Genomic DNA, 25,902 nt, shown 5'->3' with positions numbered 1-25,902 from the left:
CATCAGCGCATGGTCACCAGTTCTTCCGCCGCCGTCGGGTGGATAGCGACGGTATTATCAAAGTCACGTTTGGTGGCGCCCATTTTGATGGCCACGGCGAAACCCTGCAATATTTCATCCATACCGAAGCCGATGCCGTGCAGGCCGACGATTTTCTCTTCCGGTCCGACACACACCAGTTTCATCCGGCAAGGCTGCCGGTGCCCGGTTACGGCGGTATACATGGAGGTAAAAGCGGTCTTATACACCTTCACTTCTTTATCGCCATATTTGGCAATTGCGTCCGGCTCGGTCAGGCCGATGGTGCCGATGGGCGGATGACTAAACACCACGGTGGGAATCAGATTGTAATCCAGGTGCTCTTCCGGCTTGTTGTTAAACAGGCGCTCCGACAGACGGCGACCGGCCGCCACCGCTACCGGCGTCAATTCCACCGCGCCGGTATTGTCGCCGACGGCGTAGATACCGCGGATATTGGTATTTTGATATTTATCGACCCGGATATACCCGCGGCTGTCGGTTTCCACCCCGGTCGCGGCCAGATTAAGGTTATCGGTGGACGGCTCGCGGCCAATGGCCCAAATCAGCGCATCCACGGTAAATACCTGGCCGTTTTCCAGCGCCAGCGTCAGGCTGCCGTCGGCGTTTTTCACAATGGATTCAGGAATGGAGCCGGTATGCAGGCTTGGCCCTTCCGCCTGCATGATTTCCACCAGGGTATCCACAATCAGCGGATCAAAGGTGCGCAGCGGCGCGTGTTTACGCACAAATAAATGGGTTTCCGCCCCCAGGGCGTTCATTACCCCGGCGATTTCCACCGCGATATACCCGGCGCCGACCACAGCCACCCGTCGCGGCATGGCGTCGAGCGCAAAAAAACCGTCGGAATCAATGCCGTATTCCGCCCCGACGATATCGATATGGCTTGGCCGGCCGCCGGTGGCAATCAGAATGTGATCGGCGGTGATACGCTCGCCGTTGACTTCGACGGTATGGCCATCAACGAAGGTGGCGAAGCCCTGGATAACATCTACTTTATTGTTGCCCAGCACTTTTTCGTATGACTGATGAATCCGGTCGATATAGGCGCTGCGGCTTTTGATTAACGTGGCCCAGTCGAAACGGTTAATCGTGGCATCGAATCCATAATCCGGACCATAGAGCTTAATGGCTTCGGCAATCTGCGCCGCGTGCCACATGACTTTTTTCGGGACGCACCCGACATTTACGCAGGTCCCGCCCAGGTATTTGGCTTCTATAAGCGCGCATTTCTGGCCGTACGATGCCGCACGGTTAATCGAGGCAATACCGCCGCTGCCGCCGCCGATTGCAAGATAATCGTAATGTCTGGTCATTCGGGAGTTCCCTTTACGCAATATGATGGGCACAAGTTTAACGCGCAAAGCGCATTTGTCGCAAAGTTTGCATCAATCCCTCCGATAGGCGAAAGGATCGGCCTGGTTGAGCGGGCTACCGTCCCTGGCGGGGATTATTCAGGCACCACCCAACGCACCAGGGTATGCCCATGTCCGGTAGGCACCAGGGCCTGATGCAGCCAGGGCAGCAATTCGGCCATCTGTTGTTCCAGCATCCAGGGCGGGTTGATAACGATCATGCCGGAACCGGTCATGCCGCGCTGATCGCTGTCCGGACGCACCGCCAGCTCGATTTGCATAATGCGGCGAATACCGGTTTTTTCCAGCGATGCCAGGATTTTCTTCACATGCTGGCGCAGCACGACCGGATACCACAAGGCGTAGACGCCGGTGGCGAAGCGTTTATACCCTTCCTGAATGCCGGCCACCACGTCCTGGTAGTCGGTTTTCATTTCATAGGGCGGATCGATCAGTATCACCGCGCGGCGGCTTAATGGCGGCAACTGGGATTTTAACTGATGGTAGCCATCGGCGCGCAGCACCTCGGCGCGGGCGTCTTTCTGGAACTCATCGCGCAGCAGCGGATAATCGCTGGTGTGCAGCTCGGTCAGGTGCAATTTATCGTGCTCGCGCAGCAACTGGCGGGCAATCAGCGGCGAACCGGGATAATAACGCAGAGTGCCGCTACGATTATAATGGCGGATTACCGTCAAATAGGGCGCCAACAGCGCCGGGCAATCGTCCCGCTGCCAGATTTTCCCGATCCCATCAAGATACTCGCCGGTACGCCCGGCGTGTTCGCTGCTTAACAAATAGCGCCCCGCACCCGCGTGGGTATCGAGATAAAGGAAAGGTTTATCCTTTTCCTTCATGGCCGTCAGGATCAGGCTTTGAACGGTGTGTTTCAGCACATCGGCGTGATTACCGGCATGAAAACTGTGGCGATAACTTAACATAGTGTGTTTGCGCTTTCAGATGGTGTTTTTATTAACAGTAAAATCAGTGAGTTACCGAAAAGTGTATACTGTGCGTCATTGCTGTGCTGCTTGCAGGCTACCCCATTATAAACGTAACGTGCGGGGCGCTTGGAACCAAGCGCATCATATCATGATCGGTAGTATAAACCGCCTTGGGGATAAAAAGTGAAAAGCCTTGATTGATGAATGGGCAGGAGCAAGGGGCAACCGTTGCGTGCCTGCTCCAACGCTGGCCGCTGATAAATAAGCTCGGTCTGTAAACCGAAGCCAGCGCCGCCGTGAAGGGAAAATAAGCCAGCCTGGCGGGGTATTTTTAAGAGGCCTCCGCGAAGGAGGCCGCTGTTGTATCACTTAAACCGGGTTTGACGCATCGCGCTTACGCTGCGATGCGCAGGCGGATTAATGCTGTAAGACGCTGCCTAAAATAATTGACGTTATTACCCCTGTCGCTACCGCTATCAGAACGTAATTACCATCAATATAGGCCCAATGCTGGCCTCGCGGCGGCTCGTACAGGCCGCGATCGCGCCAGTCGTTTACACGATAGTCATCGCCGCGATAACGCCTTGGCGCGGGATGTCCGCGCCTGAAATCGTGCCCGTTCCAGGCAAAGTGGTCGCGTTCGCCGGCGCGCGCGTTGCCGCGCCCATTGTGGCCGCCAGAGGCGCCACGACCATCCTGCCGGCCCGGTCCGCCCTCGGCGCGCTGACCGCCATGGTCTTGCTGTCCCTGCCGGGGCTGCCATTGCTGGTTTTGTTGACCGCCAGGGCCGTCAGCATAGGAAAACGTTGACAGGCAGGCGCTTGTTGAAAATAAGGTTATGACCAATGCCAGAGTGGTTTTTTTCATTTTTGACTCCTCGGTTAAGCGACTGCTCAGGTAAGCCAGTGATTAACACTATCAGGTAAAGAAGGTATAGTTGGAATCAAGATATATCTTAAAAAAACCGCTATTTGACAATGATTTACCAGGCTTATCGCATTCTTAACATATGTTAAGAATAATGGCTTCTTTTACGGGCATCCCGCGGGGGCGATGATTGCAATGAATTAAATAATTCCTCTTGGTTTTATTAATAATAAATAAACCAATCTTAATTCTATATTATTTAATAATATATTTATTAAACTAAAGTTGACCGCGCAGCGATAATGATATTTATTATATTTCATATGCAGTTTTTTAATAAATGTATGCAAATTATTCCTTTGCCATATTTAACTTCGCCAGGAAGTAATGCCCTCAATCCACGCTTTACTTTTTCAAGGAGCGATGATGAATTTTACCTTATTTAATTCCCAGGATGCTGCGCCCGATCCATCCAAGGCGCTCGCGATGTTTCCCCAGTTGACCTCGTTTTATCATGATTTGGGTAACACGCCGTTAATGCCGGTGCCAGGCCCTGCGGGCGGCGCCAGGATACTGGCCAAGTGTGAATTTGAAAATCCGTTTGGTTCCGTTAAGGATCGGGTGGCATTCGGTATGTTTTGCGATGCGGTTAACCGGCATGATTTCAGCCGGGGGCAGTTGAAGCTGTTGGATGCCTCCGGCGGCAATATGGGCCGGGCGCTGGCCATGCTGGGCAGGTTGTGCGATATCCCGGTGCATCTGGTGATCCCGGATTCTTCGCCGGATTCGCTGGTTAACGCTTTATACGAGGCCCGGGCCGATGTGACCTTGGTCGATCGCCAGCACTTCCTGATGGGGTTAATTGCCCGCGCTCAGGAAATTGCGCTGCGGGACCCAAGCTGGATGCTGCTGTCACAACACTTAAATCTGGTGAATGTGGCGGTGCATCAACATCAGACCGGCCAGGAGATACGCCGACAGCTGCACGGGGACAAAGCCGGCGGCTGGGTGGCCGCGGTGGGTACCGGCGGCACGTTATCGGGCGTGTACGCGGCGCTGGCGCCGGATAACCCGGCGTTAAAGGTGCAGGGCACCACGCCGCGGGAAATGCCGTTCGGCACCATGTCGCCGCCTAACGGCAGGGATAAATTTGCCGGCGCCGGCGGCATGGGTTTTGGTTTTCGCCAGCCGTTTATCACCCGCATGACGGCGGATGAGGTACCGTTCCATCATGTTGGTTGGGAAGAGTCGCTAAGCGCCATGTTTGAATTTTATCAGCTGACCGGCGTGCGCATCGGGGCGTCATCGGCGGCTAACTGGAAGAGCGCTTATCATCTGGCGCGCTCTTGTGGCCAGGATGAACCGGTGGTGACGCTATTTGCCGACGCCGGCAGCGACAGCGATCGTGAAAAAGGTAAAAATTTCTTCAAACGCACCGCGCCGGTACATGCTTGATCATCGCCCGCCGCTTTTATTTATTAAGCAGATTGGTTATTTTATTGGCTTTCCATTTTTCGATACGGTTATTGATAATAAATGTGTTCACACCCTGTTTGATCAGCAATATGCCTAATATGGCAATCACTATGCCAGACCAGGATATCGCATGGGAGGTGAGCCAGTTAATCAGCAATAAAATAACGCTGGTAATGATAAAACCGGCAATTTGGCGATAGAAATCGGCTTGGGCTGCAATCTGTTTCCTGATTTTAACCAACCGCTCATCTATGGCGCGAGCCTGTTCCTGTTGCACGGGCGCGGCCTGTGCCGAGTAGAGATCGGTTACGCCCAGTTCAAAGGCCGAGGCGATAGCGGCCAGGGTTTCCAAACTGGCCTGCTCGCCGTTTTCAATACGCTGCACCGTGCGCACGCTCAATGACGCGAGTTCCGCCAATTGCTCTTGCGACCACGCTTTTGCCAACCGTAATTCTTTGATTCGATATTGCATATGTTGCCTCTCCGGTGTTTGCCATAAGCCGTCAGTTTAATCGTCACGGAAAATAATCAACACGACGGCAATACGACAGGTTGCCGACAGGCCCATGACGCGGAGGCGACAGTGGTTTTATGGGACCCAAAGACCCGGCTATCCTTACCGGCCAGGTTGCCTGACCGGCAAGGCCGTGGTTTTATCGCCAGTTCGGGTTCGACATCACGCTATACCGTCCGCTGCCCAGCAGGGCGATGGCCAGGCCGGCGAACAGATAAACGGCAATTACCTCGAATCCCCATGCCCCGACTTTATCCAGGGTAAAGATCATCCCCGGTTGGGTAACCAGCCAGGCGAACAGCATGGTGGCGCAAAAAATCAGCGCGGCGGGGCGCACCAGTATCCCGAGGATAAACAGGATAGGGACCAGGACTTCGCCGATAAATACGCCATAGCCGACAAACGCCGGCATCCCGTGCTCAACTACCTTGCCGATAATGCCGGAAATACCGTAAATCATTTTATGTACGCCGTGAAACAGCATCATGCCGCCAAAGGCCACGCGCAGTATCAGTTTTCCCAGATCCGGTTTATCCAGCATACGGTTAAAAGCAGCGATCATTTTACACCATCCCATTTGCAAAACATTAAGCGACTGCCATCGCGCTTTATCGCTAAAGACCGAACGGCAATGCATTACGTTAGTATTTATTACGTTGAACGATTATCGTTACATTTATATCTGCGCTATTCAACGCCAAATATCACGGCCCGGGGGTATGCCAGATCAAATGATCCCGCTTAAAGCGGCGGTGGGCGCCGGATTTTCTGGTGCGTATCTGCAATCCGCCCCGCGTTAATCCGCCAATGCCATTGATTTTCGCTATAGTTAGCCTCATCTTAGTCGAATATATCTTTAACATTTATCAGGGCCGCGCTATGACAAATCCGTTGTTGACTTCTTTTACCTTACCCCCTTTTTCCGCTATTCGTCCTGATCATATCGTCCCGGCGGTCACCTCCGCCCTTGATGCCTGTCGCCAGACCGTGGAGCGGATCGTCGCCCAGTCCGGCCCTTACACGTGGGATAATTTATGCCAGCCGCTGGCGGAGGTGGACGATCGCCTGGGGCGTATCTGGTCGCCGGTAGGCCATCTGAACGCGGTCAAAAACAGCCCGGAACTGCGCGAGGCCTATGAGCAAAGTTTGCCGCTGCTGTCGGAATACAGCACCTGGGTCGGCCAGAATAAAGGGCTCTATGATGCCTACCGCGATCTGCGCGACGGAGAGCATTATGCGGGACTGAGCGTGGCGCGCAAAAAAGCCGTCGACAACGCCCTGCGCGATTTTGAACTGTCTGGCATCGGCCTGCCTCCCGAGAAGCAGAAACGTTACGGTGAGATTGCCGCCCGCTTATCCGAATTGGGGTCGGCATATAGCAATAACGTGCTGGACGCCACCATGGGCTGGAGCAAGCTGGTTACCGACGTGAATGAACTGAGCGGCATGCCTGAAAGCGCGCTGGCAGCGGCCCGTGCGCAGGCTGAGGCCAAGGAGCAGGACGGCTGGCTGCTGACCCTGGATATCCCCAGCTATCTGCCGGTGATGACCTATTGCGATAACGCGGCCCTGCGCGAAGAGCTATATCGCGCTTATCTGACCCGCGCTTCCGATCAGGGCCCCAACGCCGGTAAGTGGGACAATGGGCCGATCATGGGCGAAATTTTAGCGCTGCGCCATGAATTCGCCCGATTGCTGGGGTTTGATAGTTATGCCGATAAATCCCTGGCCACCAAAATGGCGCAAAATCCGCAACAGGTGCTGGATTTCCTCACCGATCTGGCCAAACGCGCCCGCCCGCAGGGGGAGCAGGAGCTGGAGCAACTGCGCGCTTTCGCGGCTAAACACCATGGACGTGACGATTTAAACCCATGGGATATCTCTTATTACAGCGAAAAACAAAAACAGCATCTATACGCCATCAGCGACGAACAGCTGCGCCCTTATTTCCCCGAGCAGCGCGTGATTAACGGCCTGTTTGAGGTGGTGAAGCGGATTTACGGCATCACCGCCGCCGAACGCAAAGATGTCGATACCTGGCATCCCGAAGTGCGTTTTTTTGATCTGTTCGACGACCGGGGCGAGCTGCGCGGCAGTTTTTATCTGGATTTATTCGCCCGTGAAAACAAACGCGGCGGCGCCTGGATGGATGATTGCGTAGGCATGTTGCGTAAGGCCGACGGCGAATTGCAAAAACCGGTGGCCTACCTGACCTGTAATTTCAATCGTCCGGTCAGCGGCAAGCCGGCGTTATTTACCCACGATGAAGTCACGACCCTGTTCCATGAATTCGGCCACGGCCTGCATCATATGTTAACCCGCGTCGATACCCCGGGAGTGGCGGGCATCAGCGGCGTGCCATGGGACGCGGTGGAACTGCCCAGCCAGTTTATGGAAAATTTCTGCTGGCAGCCGGAAGCGCTGGCCTTTATTTCCGGCCACTATGAAACGCAGGAACCGTTGCCGAAAGGGATGCTGGACAAACTTCTGGCCGCCAAGAATTACCAGGCCGCCCTGTTTATTTTGCGCCAGCTGGAATTCGGCCTGTTCGATTTCCGCATGCATTATGAATATGATGCCGGGCAGGGGGCGCGTATTTTGCAAACCCTGGCGGAAGTGAAACAGCAGGTGGCGGTGATGCCGGCGGTGGAATGGAGCCGCTTTCCCCATGCCTTCAGCCATATCTTCGCCGGCGGCTATGCGGCGGGGTACTACAGCTATCTGTGGGCGGATGTGCTGGCGGCGGATGCCTGGTCGCGTTTTGAAGAAGAAGGCATTTTCAATCGCGAAACCGGCCTGTCGTTCCTGGACAATATTCTTTCGCGCGGCGGTTCCGAAGAACCTATGGTGCTGTTTACCCGCTTCCGCGGGCGCGAGCCGCAGCTCGATGCCATGCTGCGCCATTACGGCATCCGGGGATAGTGGCGGGTCCATTATGCCTGAGCTGCGAGCCGGGGGTCGACCCGGCTCTCCTGGACGCCCTGGCGGCCCGCTGGGGCCTGGCCAACGATCCGCTGGCGGTAATGGAATTGATGATGACCACGGCGCGCCTGGAGCTGCGTAAACGGGATGAACCAAAGCTGGGCGCCATTTTTGTCGATTTCACCGGCGGCGTGATGGCGCATCGCCGCCGTTTCGGCGGCGGGCGGGGCGAGGCCATTGCCAAAGCGGTGGGCATAAAAGGCCATACGCCGCCGGAAGTGGTGGACGCTACGGCGGGGCTGGGGCGCGATGCCTTCGTATTGGCGTCCCTGGGCTGCCGGGTGCGCATGTTCGAGCGTCATCCGGTGGTGGCGGCGTTGCTGGATGACGGACTGCGGCGCGCCTATGCCGACCCCGAGGTGGGGCCGTGGCTGCTCGATCGCCTGACGCTGGTGCATGCCTCCAGCCTGACCGGCTTAACCGGGCTACAGCCGCGTCCGGACGTGGTCTATCTCGACCCCATGTTTCCGCACCGGCAAAAGAGCGCGCTGGTTAAAAAAGAGATGCGGGTGTTTCAATCGCTGGTGGGCGCCGACGAGGACGCGGACAATCTGCTGGCCCCCGCCCGGGCGTTGGCGACCCGGCGTATCGTGGTCAAACGGCCCGACTATGCGCCTCCGCTGGGAGGAATCGCCGCTCAGGCCCATATTACGACCAAAAATCACCGTTTCGATATCTATACGCCGCTTTCCATGCCGGTCAGTGATTGATACGGTATAGGTCGGGCGGGGGGAACCGTCGCGGCAAACTACGCTCCGTCCCGCAGGGCGGAACGTAGTATCCGGCGTTAGTCTTCGTAAACTTCTTCGTCATTGAGCGGTACAATCAGCATATCGACATGGACGGTGTTGATCAGCTGGCGGGCCGATGACATCAATTTGCTCCAGAAGTCCTGATGATGGCCGCACAGCACCAAATCAACATCATATTTGTTGATCGCATCCACCAATACCTGTCCCAGGTCACCGCTACCGCTGAGGATTTCGGTAATCGGATAATTGGCGTTCTGCGACAGCTGCGTCATTGCGTTTTGGGTTTCTTCGGAGATGCGTTTTTGCATATCCCCCAGATTGACATCTATCAAACCGGTATAAAGATCGGAGTAATTGACGTCAACATGAATCAGTGAAATCTTTGCATTGTACGGCCTGGCCATTGACACTGCTTTTTCCACCAACACATTACTTTCCGGTGAAAGGTCAACGGCGATGAGGATGTGTTTATAAGACATAAGTAGACTCCTTGCAAAATGTCACTCGTTAACTCGTCGCGACGCGGGTAAGCCATCCGGCATGTCTGTGACGCTATGAGTTTATCACTCTGTGGCACCAAAGAAGTGATGCCGGGATCACACCAAACCTTACGATGCCCGGCAACCGGTTCATACCGCCGCCCCTGACACATCAATATCGGTAAAACAATATCAGTATCGACAACCAGAGTAGAGTAAAAATTATTAATTATTCAAGGTACTACTTTTAGTATAGCGTCTTATGAAGGCGGTCCCGGCACTATTGTGCCGGGGTTTATCCCGTCTCGCGGCCTGTTTTTGGGCGGATTTACCACGTGATAAAGAAATTTGCTATAAATCTATAATTTATGTCGCTTCGGTTGCTTTCTTTTGACAAACCTTTTCTACACTCATTATTGTAAGGTTAGAACGTTTTTTAGACCGTCGATCCATTCTCGGTAATATCAATTCTTGGGGTGGGCTTAATCAGCTCTGTGGTTAGTTGCTATCGCGCGTAAATCACTGAAGGCCATGGTTATCAAGGGTTCAGTGGGGGATCGCGTCGCCGGGGGGGGTTTATGATCAACACCGTTGCGCTGTTCTGGGCTTTATGTGTCGTTTGTGTCGTCAACATGGCGCGTTACTACTCATCGTTACGGGCATTATTAGTGGTGCTGCGGGGCTGCGATCCGTTGCTTTATCAATACGTGGACGGCGGGGGGTTTTTTACCGCGCACGGCCAGCCGAGCAAGCAACTGCGGTTAGTTCGCTATATCGTTGCCCAACGTTATCTCGATCACCACGATCCTGAATTTATCCGGCGCTGCGAGCGGGTCCGTGGACAGTTTATGCTTACCAGCGCATTGTGCGGATTGATTATGGTCAGCCTTATCGCATTAGCGATCTGGCATTAAGCGCAATAAAAAAAGGCGACCCGCAGGCCGCCCCGATACCGTTTTTTGCTGACGTTCAGATTAATTTTAGCGCCAGCCAATACAGGCCGCCTGACAGCACGATAGCCACCGGCAGGGTAAGCACCCATGCCAGCAAAATATTTTGCACTGTCTTGCTTTGTACACCGCCACCGTCCACCAGCATGGTGCCGGCCACCGCCGAGGACAATACGTGGGTAGTGGATACCGGCATGCCGGTATAACTGGCGGCGCCGATGGACACCGCGGCGGTCATTTGCGCCGACAGACCCTGCGCATAGGTCATGCCCTTTTTTCCAATTTTCTCGCCGATGGTGGTGGCCACGCGCCGCCAGCCAATCATGGTGCCCAGCGATAACGCCAGCGCCACCGCCACGATAATCCACAGCGGCGCGTATTCGACGGTCGCCAGCAGATCTTTGCGCAGATTGCCCATAAACCGCTTATCTTCGCTGGAGGTCTGCGGCAGCTTAACCACCCGGTCCGCCGTATCGGCGATACACATCAACAGCCGGCGCACGTGAGAGCGTTCAAAGGGCGTCAGGCCATCGTAGCTTTGCAGATTTTCCAATAGCGCCAGGGTGCGATTGATGGCGATTAGCGCCCGGGAGCTATCGCAGTGGAACTCAACCGGCGCGGACGGGGCGACGTTGGTTTCGGGCGCCGGGATGGCCGGCGGCTCGGCGTCTACCACCTGCGGCAACGCCGCCTGGTGTTGCAGGTAATATTGCTGCAAATTGCTGACGGCATCCCGCGTGCGGGCGATGTCATAGCCGGTGGAGTTCATATTGACCACGAATCCGGCGGGCGCCACGCCTATCAGCACCAGCATGATTAAGCCGATGCCCTTTTGCCCGTCATTGGCGCCGTGGGCAAAACTGACCCCGGCTGCGGAAAGGATCAGCGCGGTTCGCGTCCAGAACGGCGGTTTGCGCTTGCCGTCTTTTTTTTCCCGTTCCGCCGGCGTCAGGTGGATGCGGCGACGTTTGGGGGTGCCGCTCCAGTAACGGCGCAGCAAAAAAACCAGGCCGCCGGCCAGTGCCATCCCTACGAGCGGAGAGATAATCAACGATAAGAAGATTTCAATCAGCTTCGGGATATTCAGCGCATCCAGCACCGACGAGTCGGTGACCATGGCGTTGGTCAGGCCGATGCCGATGATAGCGCCAATCAGGGTATGGGAGCTGGAAGCCGGCAAGCCGAAGTACCAGGTGCCCAGATTCCAGATGATGGCCGCCAACAGCATGGAGAACATCATCGCCAGGCCATGGGTGGAGCTGACGTTCAATAGCAGATTAACCGGCAATAAATGAACGATGGCATACGCCACGCTCAAACCGCCCAGCAGGACCCCGAGGAAATTGAAGATCCCCGACATGCCGACCGCCAATTGGGAGCGCAGGGCGCGGGTATAAATTACGGTTGCTACCGCATTGGCTGTATCATGAAAGCCGTTTATAGCCTCATAAACCAATACAAAAATTAATGCGAGCACCAACATAACACCGGTATGAAACTCCAGGCCGGTAAATAGATGTAGCATAAAGGTTACGCCATAGATTGGACATGAACGGGGCGCATTATCTGCGACAATGGGGCCGGTGGAAAAGAGAAATATGACCTTTTTATGACATTTTTCTGCGCATTGACTTTTGATTTGGCTACTTTAGCCTTTTAAATCATATTGATAACTCTATTTACTCATTTTATCATCCTGTTACGTTGGCATAACCCGCCGGAGGCCATTACAATCAGCCCCCGCAAGTGGGCCCGCCGACCGGCGGATGGGTAATTACCCGTCCTATTGATTAAGCAGAGAGAGCATAGTGGAACAGTTTGATGTGGTGGTCATAGGCGCGGGCGCCGCCGGCATGTTTTGCGCCGCCCAGGCCGGGCAGCTGGGGCGCAGGGTATTGCTGCTGGATAATGGCAAAAAACCGGGCCGCAAGATTTTAATGTCCGGCGGCGGCCGCTGCAATTTTACCAATCTCTACGTCGAACCGGCGGCCTTTCTCTCGCAAAATCCGCATTTTTGCAAATCCGCCTTATCGCGCTATACGCAGTGGGATTTTATCGCGCTGATGCAGCGCCATAATATCGCCTACCATGAAAAAGTCCTGGGGCAGCTGTTTTGCGACGACTCGGCGCAGCAGGTCGTGGATCTGCTGCTCAAGGAGTGCCAGCAAGGCCGGGTCACGATACGCCTGCGCAGCGACGTGAGCGCCGTTGAGAAACAAAGCGACGTTTTTACTCTCACTCTGTCCACGGGCGAGATTAAAACGGCGGCGCTGGTGATCGCCACCGGCGGCCTGTCGATGCCCGGCCTGGGCGCCACGCCTTTTGGCTATAAAGTCGCCCAGCAGTTCGGCCTGCCGGTGATCCCCACTCGTGCGGCATTAGTGCCTTTTACATTACATAAACCCTTGCTGGAGCAGCTAAGCGTCCTGTCGGGCATCGGGGTTCCCTCCCTGGTCAGCGCGGAAAACGGCGTTACTTTCCGCGAGAATCTGCTGTTCACCCACCGCGGTTTATCCGGACCCGCCATGCTGCAAATTTCCAGCTTCTGGCAAAGCGGCGAATTTCTGACGGTCAACTTGTTGCCCGACGTGGATTTAGCGGCGTTTCTGGCCGCGGAGCAGCAGGCCCATCCTAGTCAAAGCCTGAAAAATACCCTGGCGAAGCTGCTGCCGCGGCGCGTTGTCGAGATTTGGTTTGCCCTGCTGGAAATCCCGGAATGTACGTTAAAGCAGCTAACCCGCCGCCAGCAAACCGACTGGGTGATGGGCCTGCAGCACTGGCGCGTGCAGCCCAACGGCACGGAAGGCTATCGCACCGCCGAGGTGACCCAGGGCGGCGTCGATACCCGCTATTTATCCTCCAAAACCATGGAGAGCCGCGAGGTGCCGGGACTTTATTTTATCGGTGAGGTGGTGGACGTGATCGGCTGGCTGGGGGGATATAACTTCCAGTGGGCCTGGAGCTCGGCCTGGGCCTGCGCGCAGGCTCTGGGAACGACCGTATCCGCTAAATAGGCTTCCCCAGGATATACCGCGATTACTTCAATCATGCCAAAGCGCATCCATCGGGACCGCGAATCCGTTAGGGACATTTTTCAGCGGCAGGCAATTATTACCGGTATAAAGCAGGATGCCGCCGCGCCAGGCATTGCCAGCCTGGTTCGCCAGATGGGCCAGCCCCGCGCCATCTTTTACCTGGATACTGGCCGCCTTTTTGACTTCGACCCCCCATATATAGCATCCCTGCTCGATGACTAAATCCACTTCAAGCTGGTCTTTGTCCCGATAGTGGGAGAAATGCAGTTCGCTATCAACCCATCCCGCCTGGCAGATCAACTGCTGTATGACAAAGCTTTCCAGCGGCCCGCCGAATTCATTGCTTAAACCCTGCCAATCGCTGACCTTCAGGTGGCAAAGTGCGCTGGCTAAACCAGAATCGATGATATGGATTTTTGGCGTTTTTATTAGCCGCTTGGCATAATTTTTGTGCCAGGCCGGTAGGCGCCTGACCAAAAACAGGCGCTCAAGGATGGTAAGATATTTATCGACGGTTTCCCGTTGCAAACCTAGATCTTTTGCCAGGCCGCTTAGATTAAGCAGGCTGCCGGTACGCAATGCGAACAGCTCAATGAGGCGGCGTAATTCATTGTCGTCCCGAATGTTCGCAATATCTTTGACATCCCGCTGAATGATCGCATTGATATACTGTTTATGCCATTGCCTGGCACGCTCCGGCGAGCGGGTGTTAGGCTCTGGATATCCTCCTTCAATCACTGCTTCTGCTACGCCGGCGATCGCTTGCTGCCCGCCCCGGATTTCAACCGCAATATTCCCTTCGAGCAGCCTTTGCAGTAAACACTTTTTGGCATGGTGTTTTTCTTGTTCCGATAAGGGTTGCAGATAAATGACTTCAACACGCCCTGCCAACGATTCCTGTACGCCGGGCAACAGCAGAAGATTAGCCGAACCGGTAAGAATAAAACGCCCCGGTTGACGATTAGCGTCGATGGATGCTTTAAGCGCGGGCATCAGCTCGGGGGCTCGCTGCACCTCATCCAAAGTCACGCGTTCGGGTAGCCCTTGGACAAACCCCGTTGGATCTTGCTTGACCGCATTTAGCAAGATGACATCATCTAATGAGATATAAGCCCTGGTGGGATCGAGCCCTTGCGCCAGGGTGGTTTTGCCCACTTGGCGGGGTCCGAGCAGGCAAACAGCGGGGGTATCTTTTAAGGCGGCCTGAATGTGTGGCGTTATTAAACGTGGGTGCAATGTTGTGATATCGGTCATGCCAGGCCCATATTGTTATCGTCCAATTGCTGGTTAGTATAACGTCCAATTGCTGGTTAGCATAGCGTCCAATTGCTGGTTACAGCTCCGTCCAATTGCTGGTTAGGTCTCTGCCTGATTGTCGGTTGGCTTTGGGATCATCCGTCGAAAAGAGCGTAAATCAGCCCATCGGCGCCGGGTCCGCACCGTTTAGCTTTTCGCCAGGAAGCCGCACTGGCACGGCGGCTAATGAGCAGCATATAAACCTGACATAAAGACATTATACGTACACATATTCTGAATTTACTCTCTGCTCCCGACTAATCTTAGCCGGGAAATTCACTGCTTCCCTTCATTATATCCCCAGCACGTCCAGGCTTTTGCCGGCGGCTGGATCATAGCGGGCCGATTAAGGATTCCGAGGCTTATGCGGCACGGATTTTCGGCGCGCACCGCAGTTATTCCGTGCTTAACGGCACGTCCGGTTCCAACCGCGCCGTGATGGCGGCTCGCCATCGGCGAGCGCCAAATCGCCCTGTGCGACCGCAACTGCCACAAATCCATCGAGCAGGGCCTGGTGATGACCGGCGCCGTGCCGGTATTTTTTATCCCGACCCGCAACCGCTATGGCATTATTGGCCCGATCCCTAAAGCACAGCTCGCCGCCAAGGCGATTAAAGAAAAAATCGCCCGCCATCCGCTTAACCAACTGGCGGAGAGCCAAAAACCGGTTTACGCGGTACTCACCAACTGTACCTATGACGGTATGTGCTACAACGCGGCCCAGGCACAAACGCTGCTGGCCAAAAGCGTCGATCAAATACATTTTGATGAAGCCTGGTATGCCTACGCCCGTTTTAATCCCCTTTACCGCAACCGGTTCGCCATGCGCGGCAATCCGGCCGACCATGATCCGAAAGGCCCGACGGTGTTTGCCACCCGGTCGACCCACAAACCGTTGGCCGCTTTGTCGCAGGCGTCCTATATCCATATTCGCAACGGTAAAAAACCGGTGGAGCATTCGCGTTTTAATGCATCCTACATGCTCCAGGCCACGACTTCGCCGCTGTATGCCATTATTGCGGCCAATGAGATCGGCGCGGCGATGGTGACCGCCTTCCTGGGGCAAAATGGCATCGTACCGTCGCGCACCACGGATTTTATGGTGTTATGCCTATTTTCCGTCGGGGTGACCAAAGGCAAGTGGGGCACCCTGATCAACGTTTTGCTGGAGTTTAAACAGCACTACGATAACAACAGTCCGCTTACGCTATGCCTGCCGGACCTGGCCGCCGCCAATGCCGTGCGTTATGCCGGTATGGGGCTTAAAGATCTGTGCGATGAGATGTTCAACTATATGAAAACCAGCCAAATGGATAAATTGCAATCCGCGGCGTTCGGCCAACTGCCGATGCCGATGAAATTGCCGCGGGCAGCGTTTCAGGATCATATGGCCGGGCGCTGTGAACACCTGACCCTGGATAAACTGGCCGATCGCGTCTCGGCGGTCGGGGTTATTCCTTATCCGCCCGGTATCCCGATCGTCATGCCCGGCGAAAGTTTTGGCGGCAAAAATGATCCGTGGTTAAGCTACATTCTCAGTATTGCCCATTGGTGTGAGAAATTTCCAGGGTTCGAGAAAGAGCTGGAGGGCGCGCAGTTCGACAACGGCGAATATCGTATCTGGGTTCTGAAGGAATAAAGGATGGCTGCCGGCCCCGTGTATTTCGCGGTTTAATGCCTGGGGCGGGCGTTTTTATTAACCGATCCCGCTACCTGGGATATTGGCTAAATCGATATCGGCCTGCTGTTTGTTCAAGTGTTGTACCTCGTTGTCCAAATAGTGGTAATTACAGCGCAGTTCTTGCCCCGGAGCGATATTGACTATCGTGAATAGCGCCACGACCGACGCCGTACGTCCACCGCTTAAGGTTGCCTTGAACTGCGCGGTTTCCACATTGTATCCCCTCGCCGCCTGCCGGAAGGGATGCCCGTCTTTGTCATAGTCGAACAAGGTATTTATTTTTGACATGATCCCGTCGCCATCCAAATAAATGTCCTCTTCTTCCACGGTTAGCGCGATCAGATAATCATGATCGAATATATTGGCGTCGGTAAACTCCGGTGGTACCAGTACCCCGGTATGAATGCCTATGCAGGTACCGTACGGGATAAAACTGGCGGCCATGACGCCCCATTGTCCGATCAGTTTCGCTTCATGGGGCGGCAGGTCGTTGGCGGTTAACCGGCGGCAAAGCAGCTTATCGTACAGCCTGGATCTGTACTCGCCGCTTTGCCCGGGAAGGGTATATGGCAGCACATGCCGGCGGTTGTAGATCCTGTATGAACTGGATTTAAACGATCGCTCGCTTAACGATTCTATGGATATGGCTTTCCCCTGCGGGTCGCGGTATGGCGGGAGACGATTGACCGCGGCGCAGTAGCTTCTGTTGCGCGCCACTACCGCTCGCCGTATTCGCTTGTTAACTATATGATCCAATGCGTCGGTTATAAATTTCCCGGCCACGAAATGCATTGCCGGGCATTCAATATCGTTGGCCTGGTCCGCCGGTTGACTGATTCTGGCATCAACGATATCCAGGACATGCCTGCGGCCCGTATTTATCAGCCTATGGGGCCAGGAGGTATCTATGCCCGCTTTAGTCAGCCGTGTCAGGTCGAGGCGGGTACAAAGCTGCTCGGCAATGCGGGCGATGCATTGCCGGCCAATCATAATCGGTAGATACGGATGGATGTCGGTTCTGCCGGCTTCCCGCTCGATACTTTTCTGAATGCAGGCCCATTGCCGCCAGCGCGCGCGGGAATAATCGCAACAATTCCTCACTACCTCCAATTGTCGCTGAAAATGGACTAAGGCGCCGGTTTGCTCATCGTCCGCGTCCTGGGGTTGCATGGCAAGCGGGCCGTTGTGAGGGTGGACAGTGTTCATATGATGGTAATCCTTGTTGACTCCGGGACACGCCCGCACGGTATGGCCGCCGTGCGGGGAGCATTTTTGTCAACGCAGAAGCTTAGCGGGAGGTCAAACGGTGAACAAGATGCCGGCAGGATATAATAGTTTTCTTACTTTCCCCGGATGGCCGCCCTCGATCGTACCGTTAACGGAGGCGGGGGCAAATTGACGGATTTATTAGCGTGGGGCATCGGTAATGGATTACAGATAAAAACGCCTTTATACACCGCCAGTCTCTTGGTCGGGGTAAGCCCATCTTTCCGTAGACAGATAGATCAGCGCCATCACCGGGAATAAACCGCCGATGGCTGAAGCCAATAGCCATCCATCCCGGGCGTAAGCCCACCCGCCGAGCGCCGATCCCAGCGCGCCGCCCGCAAAAAAAGTCGCCATATAAATACCGTTAAGCCGGCTGCGATGATGATCCCCCAGTGCGAAAATCGCCCGCTGGCCGATTACCAGATTCATGGTGACGCCAAAATCCAGCAGCACCGCGGCCACTACCAGCATTGCCAGCCTGGCGGGCGACCCCGCCGCCCCGGCATGCGAGAGAATAAACGCCGCGACGACCGCCAGCATGGCGGCAAACGTGGCGGTACCGCTCCAGCCGCGATCGGCTATCCGCCCGGCAATAGGGGCGGCCACGGCGCCGGCAACCCCGGCCAGGGCGAAAAGCGCAACGCCCACCTGGGACAAATGAAACTCCGGCCCGGTCAGCCACAGCGGCGTGACCGTCCAGAACAGGCTGAACGAGCCAAACATGGCGGCATGATAGAGCGAACGCCTGCGCAGGACAATATTATGGCGGGCCAGGCTACCGATGGAGGTCAACAGTTGCGGATAGCGCAGCCCCGCAGGCGGCCGCCGTTTGGGTAAGGCCCGCGCCAGCACCAGCGTGAGCAGGATCATCACCACGGCTGAAACCATAAATACCGTACGCCATGACGTCAGGTGGGCAATCAGGCTTGACGCCGGGCGAGCCAGCATAATTCCCAGCATCAGGCCGCTCATCACATTCCCTACGGCTTTGCCTTGCAACGCTTTTGGGGAAAGGTGGGCCGCGTAGGGCACCAGGATCTGCACCGTTACCGATCCCAGCCCGATAAATAACGCGGCGATAAGAAACAGCGTAATCGTCTGGGCAACCGCCGCCGTGGCCAATGCCGCTATGCCTATCGCCATCACCGCGAGCGTAAGTTTGCGATTTTCAAACAGATCTCCTAGTGGAACCACCAGCAGCAACCCCAGCCCATAACCGATTTGCGTCATCGTGACCAGGATGCCCGCTCCGCGCGGGGACAATCCCAGCGCCTGGCTTATTAGCCCCGCCAACGGCTGGGCATAATAAAGATTAGCGGCAATCAGCCCGCAGGCCGCCGCCAGCAGCAGCGACAATCCGCCGGAGAGTTGAGGTGTCGGGGTGGATGCAGGAGAGGCTTTCATCTTCCCGCCCGTTTCAGTCCGATAAAAAGTCTGGGCATCATTATCGTGGTTCCTTGAATAGGAAATAAATGTTCTCTAATTGGATAAACGCCGGGTAACCGCAGCCGGCGCATACTAACGCAGAATGTTCAACGCCAGATCGGCCAGCCCGGTCATTTCGTCCAGGGAGCGCCCGGTTTTGCCCACCACCCGCATGCCCAGCAGGATGCATAACATCAGCCCGGCCGCGGCCTTGCCATCAATGACAGGGGAAATCGAACCGTCGGCTTTGCCCTGTTCGATCAGGTCGATCAACAGGTCTTCATTACGGCCCAGGGCCTGGGAAACCAGCCCGGCCAGGTCCCGATCAAACGTATCCAGGCCCACCGCGCTGCCCACTACCAGACATCCGCGGCGCCCTTCGAGGCCATGGGAGGATTGCACATAAAACTGCAACACCGCCCGCAGGCGCTCCCGCCCGGTGGCCGCCGCGTCAATTCTGGCGCGCAGCCCGGCATTGCGCAGGGAGGTATAACGCTCGAACGCGGCCATAAACAGATCGCGCTTATCGGTAAACGCTTTATACAGGCTGCCGGCGGATAACCCCATGGCCTGGCTGAGATCGCCAATCGAAGTCGCGACATAGCCCTTGGTCCGAAAGGTCACAATCGCTTTATCCAGCGCCTGCTCCATATCGAATTCACGGGGACGGCCAGGACCGCGGGCCGGATGGGATAAGGTTTTTTGCATCATGTCGCCAGTATAGGAAATGATCGTTCCCTAATCAACGTATTATTGCGCGGCGCTAAACACGCCTGCCGGCCCCGTGGTTTGTGTGACCAAGGGCCGGCAGAACGGGGGACGGGACTATTGGTGGGGTTTAAACACCATGGCCAGGGCCGCCAGCAGGGCCAGGGCGATGGCGAAATAGCCTACCCCTTGCCAGCCGCCCCGTTCCCAGGCCATCATCGCGCCCATCGATCCCAGGGTGCCGCCAAGGAACATGCCGCCCATAAACAGGGTGTTCACTCTGCCTTTGGCTTCCTCGCGCAGGCCGTAAATCACCTGCTGGTTGGCGACCAGCGCGCTTTGCACACCCAGATCGAGCAGTATCACTCCGACGGTCAGGCCAATCAGGGAGGTCCAGCCGATAAACAACAGCCAGGCCGCCAGCGTCAGCGCCACGCCCAGAATAATCACCGGCCTGCCGCCGATACGGTCGGCCAGTTTGCCGGCGGCGGGAGCGGCGAATACCCCTACCGCGCCCACGACGCCGAACAGACCGGCGATGTCGGACCCCAGATGGTAAACCGAGCGATCCAAATAGAGGGCCAGAATTGTCCAGAAGGCGCTGAAGGAGGCGAACAGCGCGGCCTGGGCCAGGGTAGCCTGGCGTAAGCGGGGCTCTTCACGCCATAGGTGCGCCAGCGATGCCATCAGCGCCGGATAACCCAGGGCGGTTGGTACCGGGGCCGACGCTTTAGGCAGCATGTGGGCCATCAGCAATGCGCCGAGCAGCGCCAGGGGAACCCCCAGCAAAAACATGGCGCGCCAGCCGGCATAGGCCGCCACCAGGCCCGCCAGGGTCCGGCTTAATAAAATACCGCTCAGCAATCCGCTCATGACGCTGCCGACTACCGCTCCGCGCCGGTCGGGGGACGCCAGGGATGCCGCCACCGGCACAATCTGCTGCGCCGCCGTGGCGCCGATACCCAATAACAACGATGCGCCCAGTAATGCCCAGCCCGCGGGCGCCGCCGCCGCCAGCAGCGAAGCCACCGCCAGCATCATGAACTGCAGGATAATCAGCGTACGCCGTTCAAACAGATCCCCCAGGGGAACCAGCAGCAGCAGGCCGGCCGCGTAACCCAGCTGCGTTACCGTCGGAATTAATCCCGGGCCAAACTGTCCGGGAAAACTGGCCGAGATGACCACCAGCATGGGCTGGTTGTAATAGATATTCGCTACGGCGATGCCGCAGGCTGCCGCCATGGCAAAGATCAGCCATTGGCCGAGGACGCCGCTTTGGTTGTGAGGAATGCTGCTTGCAATCGACATGATTTTTTCCGCCAGAGAGATATAGCCGTCGCCACTGCGGCCGGCCGATGACGCTAAGAATAGGGCGGAGCCGGTCCGCCCGGTAGACCGGGCGAACTGATAGCTTTTATTCCTGGTGGGAATAACTGACGCCCGGGCGTGCTGCCGGGTCTGCGGCGAAGGCTTGCAGAAAATATTCGACAAAGGCGCGCGCTTTGGCGCTGGCCAGGCGGCCGGTAGGGAATATCGCCCATAAATCCAGCGTGGGCATTTGCCATTGATTGAGTACCGTCACCACCTCGCCGCTGGCCACCTCCGGCTCGAACATCCACTGCGAGGCCATGGCCAGCCCCAGGCCTGACAGTACCACCGTGCGGATGCCTTCGGCGGCGGAAACTTGCAGCCGGCCGCGGGCATTAATGACGCGTACATCTTCTCCCTGGGTGAACACCCAGCGCGCGCCGCCGCCCCGGCTTTGGGTATACACCACCGCCTGATGGTCGAGCAGGTCTTCGGGCGCCATAGGCTCGCCGTGCTGTGCGAAGTAGGCGGGCGTGCCGACGATCGTCAGACGGCGGGAACCGAGTTTACGCGCCACCAGGCTGGAATCGCTTAATTCACCCAGGCGCATCGCCACGTCTATCCCTTCTGCGACCAGATCCACATGGCGATCGTCAAGTACCACATCGATATTCAAATCGGGATGCATGGCCATAAAGGGGCCAAGCCGCGGCAAAATATTCATCCTGGCAAAAGTGACCGGCGCGCAAATCCGCAGCCGGCCGGTCAAACCCGTACCCGCGCCGCGCGCGGCCACGTCGGCTTCGTTGATATCCTCAATGGCCCGCTTGGCGCGCAGGTAATACTCCTCGCCCGCCTCGGTGGGCGTCAGGCCGCGGGTCGAACGGATTAACAGCCTGACTCCGAGCCGTTCCTCAAGCAACGCAATCGTCTTGGAAACCGCCGGCTGGCCGATATTCAGCCGTCGGGACGCGGCGGAAAAAGAACCGGTTTCCAGAACATAAACAAAGGCTTCCATGGCGGCGAGTCGGTCCACGGCATTCCTCCGGAAATGGATGAGGTTACTGCCAGCAGTCTACCCGCCCGGCGGGGAGCGCGGCAAATATCCCCGGTTAATTTATTTTGGGATGTTGTACCGCCAGCGCGGCTCTTTTCTGTTCCAGCAGGTTGATTTGCTGGTCGATATCTTCAATGCCCTGCTCAATATTGTCGTACTGCTCTTGTAGCAGTTCTTTCGCTTCCGCCCGGTCGGAGGCCGCGGGCGCCGCGCCTTTGAGCGGCAGGTTGGCGGTCTCTTTCATAAATATTCCGGTAAGCAGGCCGATGATGGAGATCACCATCAGGTAGTACGCGGGCATATACAGATTATTGGTGGACTCGACCACCCAGGCGATAAAGGTTGGCGTTAGCCCCGCCACCAGGATGGAGATATTAAACGAGATGGCCAGGGCGCTATAGCGGATCTGGGTGGGAAACATGGCCGGCAGCGTAGACGCCATCACGCCGGTAAAGGCGTTGAGGATAATGGCCAACACCAGTAATCCCAGGAAAATCAGGCCGATAATGCCGCTGTTAATTAAAATAAAGCAGGGGATCGCGAAGAAAAACAACCCTATGCTGCCGCAAATCACGAAGGGCTTGCGCCCGAAGCGGTCGCTCAGCATGCCGATCACCGGCTGCACGAACAGCATGCCCACCATGATGGCGATAATAATCAGCACGCCGCGGTTTTCCGAATAATGCAGGCTATGCGACAAATAGCTCGGCATATAGGTCAGCAGCATGTAGTAGGTCACATTGGTGGCGATCACCAGCCCGACGCATGTCAGCAGGCTTTTCCATTGGGTGGCGGCTATCTCGCGGAAAGAGACTTTGGGCGGTGCCTGGATCGTGCTTTTGGATTGGAGATCGATGCTGTCGACATGCTGCTGGAAAGTGGGCGTTTCTTCCAGGGCGTGCCGCAGATAAATACCGATCAGGCCCAGCGGCGCGGCAAGGAAGAACGGAATACGCCAGCCCCAGCTGAGAAAGTTATGTTCGCCCACGATGCTTGAGATAAACACCACAAATCCCGCGCCCAGGACAAAGCCGGCGATGGAGCCAAAATCAAGCCAGCTGCCCAGGAATCCGCGTTTGCGATCGGGTGAATACTCCGCGACGAAAATAGCGGCGCCGGAATACTCGCCCCCAACTGAAAATCCCTGCGCCAGCTTGGCGGCCAGCAGCAGAATGGGCGCCCAGATGCCGATGGAGGCATAAGAGGGGATCAGCCCGATACAAAAGGTACTGGCCGACATGATAATAATGGTCACCGACAGCACTTTCTGCCGTCCGAATTTATCGCCCAGGCGGCCAAAAAACAGGCCTCCCAGCGGTCTGACCAGGAATGGCACCGAAAAGGTGGCCAGGGCGGCAATCATCTGTACCCCGGGGTTCGCGCCGGGAAAAAAGACTTGCCCAAGCGCATAAGCGACGAAACCATATACCCCAAAATCAAACCACTCCATGGCGTTGCCGAGGGCGGCGGCGGTAATCGCCTTCTTGAGCTTAGCATCGTCAATGATAGTAATATCTTGAATCTGCATCGGTTTTGTCCGTTTTCTTCTTAACATTCGTACATATCCTTTATTTGTAACCTGATACTAAAAATAGCCAAGCACCCGCATGCGGTCATGCCGGTGTAAAAAAATCAGTGATTATGGCGCGATGAAAAAATACCGGATAGTGATTATACATCACTATCCGGTTCAGGCCGGTTAAAGCGCGTTTAGCCGGACATCGGACGCAAAAGAGGCCAAAAATTCCCTATGGGAATAGCCATTACCGGGGTTTGGGAAGGCGTAGGGGAAGTAAAGCAGCCGTCGAAAGGCGGCTGTCGGCAAAGTATCAGTGGGCGCGGCTGATAACCGCGTCATGCAGGTCGAGTCGTTGCCAGAAATTCTGCTCTCCCTGGCCGCCGGAAAGCGGGTAGCCGTCCGGCAGCGCGCTTTTGACCATCAATGCGCGTCGCTGCGCGGCCGAAAGTCGGGGCAGCGGCGCTTCAAGCAGCACTTCCGCGCCGGCCGGCACGCGAAGCGCCGCGGCGGTGGCTCGTTCGGCGGGTAAACCATAGGTCATGGTGTAGCGATAAAATGTTGTCAGCTGTTTGTCCCGATAAGGATCGGGCTGGCCGTCGTTTTGGGCGCAGATTTCCAGGGTGGCGCCGCACTCTTTTTCCAGTGCGCCGCGCAGCTGGCTTTTCGCCTGTTCAAAAATCTTGCGGTATTGCGGATCGTTAAGGAAATGCGCCACGTTGCGCTCGGCGACCATGCGCGAACCGATAATATCCAGCGGGTAGTGTACCCCGAGCACAATACGGGAATAGCCGTAACGCGCCCCGCGGTCAACCAGCGGTACGAACCGTTCGGGAATCATCTCCGCCAGCAGCAGGGCATCGGTATAGCCGGTGTTGGTATGGCCGCTGGGAAACGCCCCCGCGGTGGCGGTATAAGGATGGCCGTCCCCTACCACGCTATCGTCCGGCACCAGATGAATTTGATTGCCGGTCTGTAAAAACGGTCTGGGGTAATTGAAATGATCCTTAGCGGCGGAGGTACTGATTTCCGAGGTTTTGATTAATGCGGCGGCCTCGGCGATTTCGCCTTTACCGTATGCCTGCAAAAAGGCATTACCCAGCCGCGGCCCCAGCGCATCGGCCAGGAAAAACAGATAATTTTGTCCTTCGGCGTCCGTCAGCGCCTGCCGGCGCTGCCCTTGGGTGGCGTCCCGGTTGATCTGGGTGACGATGGCCAGGTTTTGCGCCTGCACCGCCGGCGATAACCGGGTAAATTCCTGTAACAGGCCGATACCGGCCTGCTGGTTTGCTTTAACCGCAAAATCATAACCGCTGTTGATCAACCACTGTTTATCCGCCTGTTGCGGGGATTGCCTGGCTTTCTCCAATTGGGGACGGGTCAGCGCGGCGGCGCCGTTTTGCAGCGACAGCCGCAGATCCGTGAGGATTTGCCGTTCAAGGGCGACAAATTTTGCATCCTGGCTGGCGGGAGTCGTGTTATCGACAATAGCGCTGATTTTGCGCGGGTCCGCGCCGTCGGGCCGGGCCCACGCGGTAGATAAAAATAGCATCGCGGCGGAGGCGATGACCAAAGAAGATAGATGCCGCATATCGAATCCTTTTTAGCTGATGGCTCGCGGTTTTAAACGCGACTTTATTACGGGCAGGCAAGGAAAATTTTCCATACGCCATAAAGCTAATCCGGATTTATGACAGTTTAATGTCGGTTTATTTTATTGATTAAAGCGTCCCCCGTAGTACGTTTTTGGCCATCTGCCGCTGCTTTTGCCGCTGGTCGCGCTGCAATTCGTCGGGGTGTATGAGTCTGAGCGCGCCGGTCGGGCAGACTTCGACACAGGCCGGCCCCTGGCTGCGCCCGCGGCAAATATCGCATTTATACGCCATGGCGTGATAGGCCGCGGGCCGCGTTGCGCTGGCGGGCATTCCGGCCACGCTTACGGTGATCATGCCGTAGGGGCACGCGAGCGTGCAGGATTTACAGCCGATACAGAAAGACTGCTGTACCTGAACGCTGTGGTCCTGGTACCGGATGGCCCCCGTGGGGCAGGCATTGGCGCAGGGCGCGTTTTCGCACTGGCGGCATAATACCGGCGTAGTGATCATGGCGGTTTTCACCACTTTGAGCCTGGGCGAAAATGTGCCGGCGGTAAGCGCGCTATCCGGCATATGCGCCGTGGCGCAAGCGATCTCGCAGGTGCGGCAACCGATGCATTGGGTACTGTCGGCGACGATAAATTGATTCATATCCCA

General features: G+C 56.3%; 21 protein-coding genes and 1 pseudogene. 6 read left to right on the top strand and 16 right to left on the bottom strand.

Features of this window, described 5'->3' with window-relative positions:
- Positions 1-2: 2 nt before the first annotated feature.
- From gorA to ACL2XP_RS25595, 3 genes are all read right to left on the bottom strand, one after another.
- Positions 3-1,355 (bottom strand): glutathione-disulfide reductase, encoded by a 1,353-nt coding sequence (gorA, locus tag ACL2XP_RS25605; RefSeq protein ID WP_413736241.1) that lies wholly within the window; start codon positions 1,353-1,355, stop codon positions 3-5.
- Positions 1,356-1,489: 134 nt separating this feature from the next.
- Positions 1,490-2,332 (bottom strand): 23S rRNA (adenine(2030)-N(6))-methyltransferase RlmJ, encoded by an 843-nt coding sequence (locus ACL2XP_RS25600; RefSeq protein WP_413736240.1) that lies wholly within the window; start codon positions 2,330-2,332, stop codon positions 1,490-1,492.
- A 420-nt stretch (positions 2,333-2,752) separates the two neighbouring features.
- On the bottom strand, positions 2,753-3,202 hold the full coding sequence (locus tag ACL2XP_RS25595; protein WP_413736239.1) for an RcnB family protein: 450 nt from the start codon (positions 3,200-3,202) through the stop codon (positions 2,753-2,755).
- Positions 3,203-3,625: 423 nt separating this feature from the next.
- On the opposite strand from ACL2XP_RS25595, the gene ACL2XP_RS25590 reads away from it, so the two are divergent.
- Positions 3,626-4,657, top strand: coding sequence for a pyridoxal-phosphate dependent enzyme (locus tag ACL2XP_RS25590; RefSeq protein WP_413736238.1), 1,032 nt, complete (start codon positions 3,626-3,628; stop codon positions 4,655-4,657).
- 16 nt (positions 4,658-4,673) lie between these two features.
- Here the strand turns inward: ACL2XP_RS25590 and ACL2XP_RS25585 are convergent, their stop codons facing one another.
- Together ACL2XP_RS25585 and ACL2XP_RS25580 are read right to left on the bottom strand one after the other, a co-directional pair.
- Entirely contained in the window at positions 4,674-5,150 is a 477-nt protein-coding gene (locus tag ACL2XP_RS25585; RefSeq protein WP_413736237.1) for a helix-turn-helix domain-containing protein, read from the bottom strand.
- Positions 5,151-5,331: 181 nt separating this feature from the next.
- Positions 5,332-5,754 carry a DoxX family protein gene (locus ACL2XP_RS25580; protein ID WP_413736236.1) on the bottom strand — a complete coding sequence of 141 codons (423 nt, stop codon included), beginning with the start codon at positions 5,752-5,754 and terminating at the stop codon, positions 5,332-5,334.
- A gap of 317 nt (positions 5,755-6,071) precedes the next feature.
- Here ACL2XP_RS25580 and prlC point away from each other — a divergent pair, with 317 nt between their 5' ends.
- Positions 6,072-8,114 (top strand): oligopeptidase A, encoded by a 2,043-nt coding sequence (gene prlC / locus ACL2XP_RS25575; RefSeq protein ID WP_413736235.1) that lies wholly within the window; start codon positions 6,072-6,074, stop codon positions 8,112-8,114.
- Positions 8,114-8,884 (top strand): 16S rRNA (guanine(1516)-N(2))-methyltransferase RsmJ, encoded by a 771-nt coding sequence (rsmJ, locus tag ACL2XP_RS25570; RefSeq protein WP_413736234.1) that lies wholly within the window; start codon positions 8,114-8,116, stop codon positions 8,882-8,884. The genes prlC and rsmJ overlap by 1 nt, the downstream gene beginning before the upstream one ends.
- A gap of 77 nt (positions 8,885-8,961) precedes the next feature.
- Here rsmJ and uspA read toward each other — a convergent pair whose 3' ends face one another.
- On the bottom strand, positions 8,962-9,405 hold the full coding sequence (gene uspA, locus ACL2XP_RS25565) for a universal stress protein UspA (RefSeq protein ID WP_413736233.1): 444 nt from the start codon (positions 9,403-9,405) through the stop codon (positions 8,962-8,964).
- A gap of 578 nt (positions 9,406-9,983) precedes the next feature.
- Between uspA and uspB the strand changes: the two genes are divergently transcribed.
- Entirely contained in the window at positions 9,984-10,319 is a 336-nt protein-coding gene (gene uspB, locus ACL2XP_RS25560; RefSeq protein ID WP_413736232.1) for a universal stress protein UspB, read from the top strand.
- A gap of 55 nt (positions 10,320-10,374) precedes the next feature.
- Here the strand turns inward: uspB and pitA are convergent, their stop codons facing one another.
- Entirely contained in the window at positions 10,375-11,880 is a 1,506-nt protein-coding gene (gene pitA / locus ACL2XP_RS25555) for an inorganic phosphate transporter PitA (protein WP_413736231.1), read from the bottom strand.
- 283 nt (positions 11,881-12,163) lie between these two features.
- Here pitA and ACL2XP_RS25550 point away from each other — a divergent pair, with 283 nt between their 5' ends.
- Entirely contained in the window at positions 12,164-13,369 is a 1,206-nt protein-coding gene (locus ACL2XP_RS25550) for an NAD(P)/FAD-dependent oxidoreductase (RefSeq protein ID WP_413736230.1), read from the top strand.
- A gap of 27 nt (positions 13,370-13,396) precedes the next feature.
- On the opposite strand, the gene ACL2XP_RS25545 is transcribed toward ACL2XP_RS25550, so the two are convergent.
- Positions 13,397-14,644 carry an ATP-binding protein gene (locus ACL2XP_RS25545; RefSeq protein ID WP_413736229.1) on the bottom strand — a complete coding sequence of 416 codons (1,248 nt, stop codon included), beginning with the start codon at positions 14,642-14,644 and terminating at the stop codon, positions 13,397-13,399.
- A 369-nt stretch (positions 14,645-15,013) separates the two neighbouring features.
- Here ACL2XP_RS25545 and ACL2XP_RS25540 point away from each other — a divergent pair.
- A pseudogene (locus ACL2XP_RS25540) lies at positions 15,014-16,325 on the top strand (arginine decarboxylase); the annotation flags it as partial.
- A 57-nt stretch (positions 16,326-16,382) separates the two neighbouring features.
- On the opposite strand, the gene ACL2XP_RS25535 reads toward ACL2XP_RS25540, so the two are convergent.
- The 8 genes from ACL2XP_RS25535 to ACL2XP_RS25500 all read right to left on the bottom strand — a co-directional run bounded on the left by ACL2XP_RS25535 (position 16,383) and on the right by ACL2XP_RS25500 (position 25,896).
- Positions 16,383-17,573, bottom strand: a complete 1,191-nt coding sequence (locus tag ACL2XP_RS25535) for a hypothetical protein (RefSeq protein WP_413736228.1) — start codon at positions 17,571-17,573, stop codon at positions 16,383-16,385.
- A 243-nt stretch (positions 17,574-17,816) separates the two neighbouring features.
- A complete protein-coding gene (locus ACL2XP_RS25530; protein ID WP_413736227.1) occupies positions 17,817-19,040 on the bottom strand; it encodes an MFS transporter in 1,224 nt (407 codons plus the stop codon).
- Between the two features lie 114 nt (positions 19,041-19,154).
- A complete protein-coding gene (locus ACL2XP_RS25525) occupies positions 19,155-19,772 on the bottom strand; it encodes a TetR/AcrR family transcriptional regulator (protein WP_413736226.1) in 618 nt (205 codons plus the stop codon).
- Between the two features lie 114 nt (positions 19,773-19,886).
- The gene (locus ACL2XP_RS25520; protein ID WP_413736225.1) at positions 19,887-21,077 is read right to left on the bottom strand and encodes an MFS transporter; all 1,191 of its coding nucleotides are present in this window, start codon (positions 21,075-21,077) and stop codon (positions 19,887-19,889) included.
- Between the two features lie 106 nt (positions 21,078-21,183).
- The gene (locus tag ACL2XP_RS25515; protein ID WP_413736224.1) at positions 21,184-22,113 is read right to left on the bottom strand and encodes a LysR family transcriptional regulator; all 930 of its coding nucleotides are present in this window, start codon (positions 22,111-22,113) and stop codon (positions 21,184-21,186) included.
- A 76-nt stretch (positions 22,114-22,189) separates the two neighbouring features.
- Complete coding sequence (gene proP, locus ACL2XP_RS25510) at positions 22,190-23,689, bottom strand: glycine betaine/L-proline transporter ProP (RefSeq protein WP_413736223.1); 1,500 nt, start codon at positions 23,687-23,689, stop codon at positions 22,190-22,192.
- Between the two features lie 274 nt (positions 23,690-23,963).
- Positions 23,964-25,241, bottom strand: coding sequence for an acid phosphatase (locus tag ACL2XP_RS25505; RefSeq protein WP_413736222.1), 1,278 nt, complete (start codon positions 25,239-25,241; stop codon positions 23,964-23,966).
- A gap of 130 nt (positions 25,242-25,371) precedes the next feature.
- The gene (locus ACL2XP_RS25500; protein WP_413736221.1) at positions 25,372-25,896 is read right to left on the bottom strand and encodes a 4Fe-4S dicluster domain-containing protein; all 525 of its coding nucleotides are present in this window, start codon (positions 25,894-25,896) and stop codon (positions 25,372-25,374) included.
- Between the last annotated feature and the right edge of the window lie 6 nt (positions 25,897-25,902).

This window comes from Sodalis sp. RH21 (assembly GCF_047324175.1).
In the GTDB taxonomy this organism is placed as follows: domain Bacteria; phylum Pseudomonadota; class Gammaproteobacteria; order Enterobacterales; family Enterobacteriaceae; genus Acerihabitans.
The sequence above is the reverse complement of the archived record's forward strand: the minus strand, read 5'-3'. Positions and strand labels throughout refer to the sequence as shown.

What these genes read in the sequence shown, in the direction of transcription:
- gorA (WP_413736241.1), bottom strand. Translation starts at nt 1,355, where the DNA reads ATGACCAGACATTACGATTATCTTGCAATCGGCGGCGGCAGCGGCGGT.
- ACL2XP_RS25600 (WP_413736240.1), bottom strand. Translation starts at nt 2,332, where the DNA reads ATGTTAAGTTATCGCCACAGTTTTCATGCCGGTAATCACGCCGATGTG.
- ACL2XP_RS25595 (WP_413736239.1), bottom strand. Translation starts at nt 3,202, where the DNA reads ATGAAAAAAACCACTCTGGCATTGGTCATAACCTTATTTTCAACAAGC.
- ACL2XP_RS25590 (WP_413736238.1), top strand. Translation starts at nt 3,626, where the DNA reads ATGATGAATTTTACCTTATTTAATTCCCAGGATGCTGCGCCCGATCCA.
- ACL2XP_RS25585 (WP_413736237.1), bottom strand. Translation starts at nt 5,150, where the DNA reads ATGCAATATCGAATCAAAGAATTACGGTTGGCAAAAGCGTGGTCGCAA.
- ACL2XP_RS25580 (WP_413736236.1), bottom strand. Translation starts at nt 5,754, where the DNA reads ATGATCGCTGCTTTTAACCGTATGCTGGATAAACCGGATCTGGGAAAA.
- prlC (WP_413736235.1), top strand. Translation starts at nt 6,072, where the DNA reads ATGACAAATCCGTTGTTGACTTCTTTTACCTTACCCCCTTTTTCCGCT.
- uspA (WP_413736233.1), bottom strand. Translation starts at nt 9,405, where the DNA reads ATGTCTTATAAACACATCCTCATCGCCGTTGACCTTTCACCGGAAAGT.
- uspB (WP_413736232.1), top strand. Translation starts at nt 9,984, where the DNA reads ATGATCAACACCGTTGCGCTGTTCTGGGCTTTATGTGTCGTTTGTGTC.
- pitA (WP_413736231.1), bottom strand. Translation starts at nt 11,880, where the DNA reads ATGCTACATCTATTTACCGGCCTGGAGTTTCATACCGGTGTTATGTTG.
- ACL2XP_RS25545 (WP_413736229.1), bottom strand. Translation starts at nt 14,644, where the DNA reads ATGACCGATATCACAACATTGCACCCACGTTTAATAACGCCACACATT.
- ACL2XP_RS25535 (WP_413736228.1), bottom strand. Translation starts at nt 17,573, where the DNA reads ATGAACACTGTCCACCCTCACAACGGCCCGCTTGCCATGCAACCCCAG.
- ACL2XP_RS25530 (WP_413736227.1), bottom strand. Translation starts at nt 19,040, where the DNA reads ATGAAAGCCTCTCCTGCATCCACCCCGACACCTCAACTCTCCGGCGGA.
- ACL2XP_RS25525 (WP_413736226.1), bottom strand. Translation starts at nt 19,772, where the DNA reads ATGATGCAAAAAACCTTATCCCATCCGGCCCGCGGTCCTGGCCGTCCC.
- ACL2XP_RS25520 (WP_413736225.1), bottom strand. Translation starts at nt 21,077, where the DNA reads ATGTCGATTGCAAGCAGCATTCCTCACAACCAAAGCGGCGTCCTCGGC.
- proP (WP_413736223.1), bottom strand. Translation starts at nt 23,689, where the DNA reads ATGTTAAGAAGAAAACGGACAAAACCGATGCAGATTCAAGATATTACT.
- ACL2XP_RS25505 (WP_413736222.1), bottom strand. Translation starts at nt 25,241, where the DNA reads ATGCGGCATCTATCTTCTTTGGTCATCGCCTCCGCCGCGATGCTATTT.
- ACL2XP_RS25500 (WP_413736221.1), bottom strand. Translation starts at nt 25,896, where the DNA reads ATGAATCAATTTATCGTCGCCGACAGTACCCAATGCATCGGTTGCCGC.